Annotated in this window: 3 protein-coding genes; 1 reads left to right on the top strand and 2 read right to left on the bottom strand. The window is 70.1% G+C overall.

Annotated elements, in window-relative coordinates; genetic code table 11:
• Positions 1-1,324: amino acid permease (locus tag ACFWGZ_RS40425; protein ID WP_382456877.1), on the bottom strand; the 1,324-nt coding region annotated here is incomplete at its 3' end.
• Between the two features lie 115 nt (positions 1,325-1,439).
• On the opposite strand from ACFWGZ_RS40425, the gene ACFWGZ_RS40420 reads away from it, so the two are divergent.
• Positions 1,440-1,925, top strand: a complete 486-nt coding sequence (locus ACFWGZ_RS40420) for a hypothetical protein (RefSeq protein ID WP_382456876.1) — start codon at positions 1,440-1,442, stop codon at positions 1,923-1,925.
• Here the strand turns inward: ACFWGZ_RS40420 and ACFWGZ_RS40415 are convergent.
• Complete coding sequence (locus tag ACFWGZ_RS40415) at positions 1,900-2,442, bottom strand: CAP family protein (RefSeq protein ID WP_382456875.1); 543 nt, start codon at positions 2,440-2,442, stop codon at positions 1,900-1,902. The genes ACFWGZ_RS40420 and ACFWGZ_RS40415 overlap by 26 nt on opposite strands.
• Positions 2,443-3,162: the final 720 nt, after the last annotated feature.

Here is a 3,162-nt window from a genome sequence, read left to right as displayed (position 1 = left end):
ACAGGCCCTGGGGCCTGTCCCGGCTGAGCGAGCGCGACCGGACGAGTCCGAGCACGGCGAAGACGCCGACGAACACGCCGGTGGAGAGGATCTGGCCGCGGGCCTGGTCGTCGAGCAGCATCAGCACGACGACGACGGCGATCGCCGCCAGCGCCACCCAGGACAGGTACGGGAACCCCCACATCGGGACTTTCGGCTCGGGCGTGTCGCGGCGCAGCCGGAGCTGGGACACCGCGACGAACGCCCAGACGATCAGCAGCGCCGAGCCGACGGCGTTGAGCAGCACCAGGAACACGGTGTCCGGCCACAGGTAGTTGAGCAGCACGGAGAAGAACCCGAACGCGGTGGACGCCAGCACGGCGTTGCGCGGCACGCCACCGGCCTTCGTCGCCAGCGCACCGGGGGCCTCGCCGCGGTCGGCGAGCGAGCTGAGCATGCGGGCGGCGCCGTAGAGGGTGGCGTTGATCGCGCTCAGCAGCGCGACGAAGATGACGACGTTCATGACCTGCCCGGCCGCCGGGACGCCGATGCGGTCCAGCACCGCCACGTACGGGCTGGCGCCGACCTCGGAGTCGTTCCACGGCAACAGGGTCACGACCACGGCCAGCGAGCCCAGGTAGAAGACGACCAGCCGGGTCATGGCCGTGCGGACGGCCTTGCGGATGGCGTGCGCGGGGTGCTCGGCGTCGGCGGCGGCGATGGTGATGACCTCGAGTCCGCCGAACGCGAACACCGTCACCATGAACCCGGCGACCACGCCGCCCCAGCCGTTCGGCAGGAAGTCGCGCAGGTTCGCCGCACCGGGGGACTCGACGCCGGGCAGCACGCCCGCGACGGCCGCCACGCCGAGCAGCAGGAAGAGCACGATCGCGGCGACCTTGAGGCCCGCGAACCAGAACTCGAACTCGCCGAAGCGGCGGACGTCGGCGAGGTTCACCGCGGTGAGCGCGGCCATGAACACCAGCACCCAGGCCCACTGCGGCACGGCGGGCAGCCAGCCGGAGGCGATCTTGGCCGCGCCGGTCGCCTCGACGGCGAGCACCACGCCGACCGCCGACCAGTAGACCCAGCCGACGGTGAAGCCGGCCCACGGGCCGATCGCCTTCTCGGCGTGCACGGAGAACGCGCCGCGGCTCGGGTGTTCCGCGGCCATCTCCCCGAGCATCCGCATCACGAGCAGGGCCAGGGCGCCGGCCAGTCCGAACGAGAGCAGGACCGCCGGTCCGGCCAGGGCGATGCCCGCACCGGTGCCGACGAAGAGCCCCGCTCCGATCACGCCACCCAGCGCGATCATGGTGACGTGCCGTTCCCGCAGGTGAGTCACGCTCTCCAGCCCCGTTCGAGTGTGCCGATGGCGGCCCGATAGTGGATTCCTGGCGGGGGAGAGTCAAATCGTGTGATCGGAGTTGCACCGCACCGACCAAGTGGGGGTGAGGACGATGAACTCGCCTGAGAAGGTACTGCCGTCCGGGGTCCTGCCGCGGCTCGACACGTTCTCGGCCGCGATCGAGCGCTGCGCGGACTGGGGGTGGCTCGTGCTGCGGTCGGAGAACCGGCTGCTGCTCACCACCGACCACCAGGTGTCGGCCGTGGAGATGGCGGCGGGGACCGGCCGGGAGGTGCAGCACTACCTGTCCGTGCGCATGCTCGGCGGTCCGGTGGTGGTGCTGCCCGGTTCGCCGGGGCGGTGGCTCCTGCTCGCCGAGTCCGCCGACGAGGCCTCGCAGGTCAACCTGATCCGGTTGCGGGCGCGCGGCGCGCTGACGCACCGGCTGGGCACGCTCGTGCCGCTGCCGCCGTCGCGGATCGACGGCGGTGGGGTCCGGTGGCGGGGAGAGGTACCGGTGGGGAAGCCGTTCCTGCCGCCGTTCTCGGCGGTCGTGGCGGCGCTGAGGGCGGTTACGGAGACTGCCGGGCCGCGGTGACCGGCGGCGGGACGTTCAGGACGAACTGGTTCAGGACGTTGCCGCGCAGGGCGAAGTTGACCACCACGTAGTTGCCGTTCGCACCCTGCTTGAGGCCCACGCCCACCCGATCGGACGACTTCCAGACCATCGCGGTGAAGTGCAGGACGCCGTAATTGATCGTGGACGGCGTCATCTCCTTGCTGTACTGGTAGCCACGCGATTCGCCGTACCAGCTTTCAAGCGCTTTCTGGATGACCTCGTCGATTTTCCGCGTGCGGCCGCCCATCCAGAAAAGATTTTCACTGTAGGCGTTGTTCGGCCGGTGCTCGAAAGCAGCCGTCCGGTGGAGCTGGTCGGCCCAGTCCTGCGCTGTCCGGCTGATCGTGGAATCGAGGGTGAGAGGCCGCACGCCGTGTTTCGCGCGGTAGGAGTTGATGAGCTGCACGGTCTTCGCGACGGGGTCGACGGTCGCCGCGAAGGAGGTGGGCACTGACAGTGACAACATCAGTGCGATGACGGTGAGCATCGTTCGCATTGCTTAAGTCCTCCAGATGGGTCATCAAGGACGAAAACGCGGACCAGCACGAGTGCCTGATGAGGCGGTGCGTAGCCGCTCTGTGGCCTTGGGGTGTGGTGTGGAACACAGGCGGGCTAGGCGGTCGGAGAGGTCCAGACGGCTCCCGCGGTCCGCGCGCGACTACCCCGGTTGCGGCGGAAATTCACTCCACAGGACGCTGGAAAGCCTCTAGCTTTGTGGGGTCGGACACCAACGAAAGGAGCTTGGCATGGACGGGTACGAAATTCTCGCCGACGAAGACGGCCACGTTCGCGGTTACGACTAGCGTTCGCTCACGGGCCGTGCGGAGCAGTCACCCGAAGAGGCTTCGTCGTCGCCCGGAGGACTTGTCCCGGCGCGTTCAGGAATACATCCGCGTGATGTGGGAACGCACCGCGGCGTGATCGGGAGCCCCCGGTGCGCCTCGGGTGGACGAGGTGGTCCGGCACACCCCACCCCCAGGTCGTCGACGGCGATGAACGCGGCCGACCCGACCTCCACCGCCTGCTCGGCTGCGGCGACCCCGCCGCCGGAGCTCGGCCCGGACCAGCCCGGGAGTCGCGCGCGACCCCGCGGGCCCCGCACCCGCCGGTGGTTCGACCACACCGCGGCGGGGCCGCCCAGGTGCACGAAGTCGTGGTGACCCGACGACTCCAGGCGCGCGCGAAGCCCGCCTCCCCGCCGGCAGCACCGTCCACC

Origin of the sequence: Lentzea sp. NPDC060358, assembly GCF_042725365.1 — a bacterium.
In the GTDB taxonomy this organism is placed as follows: Bacteria; Actinomycetota; Actinomycetes; order Mycobacteriales; family Pseudonocardiaceae; genus Lentzea.
Note: the sequence above shows the minus strand (reverse complement) of the source record. Positions and strands in the feature narration are given on the sequence as shown.

Coding starts and splice junctions, on each gene's coding strand:
- ACFWGZ_RS40420 (WP_382456876.1), top strand. CDS start 1,440: ATGAACTCGCCTGAGAAGGTACTGCCGTCCGGGGTCCTGCCGCGGCTC.
- ACFWGZ_RS40415 (WP_382456875.1), bottom strand. CDS start 2,442: ATGCGAACGATGCTCACCGTCATCGCACTGATGTTGTCACTGTCAGTG.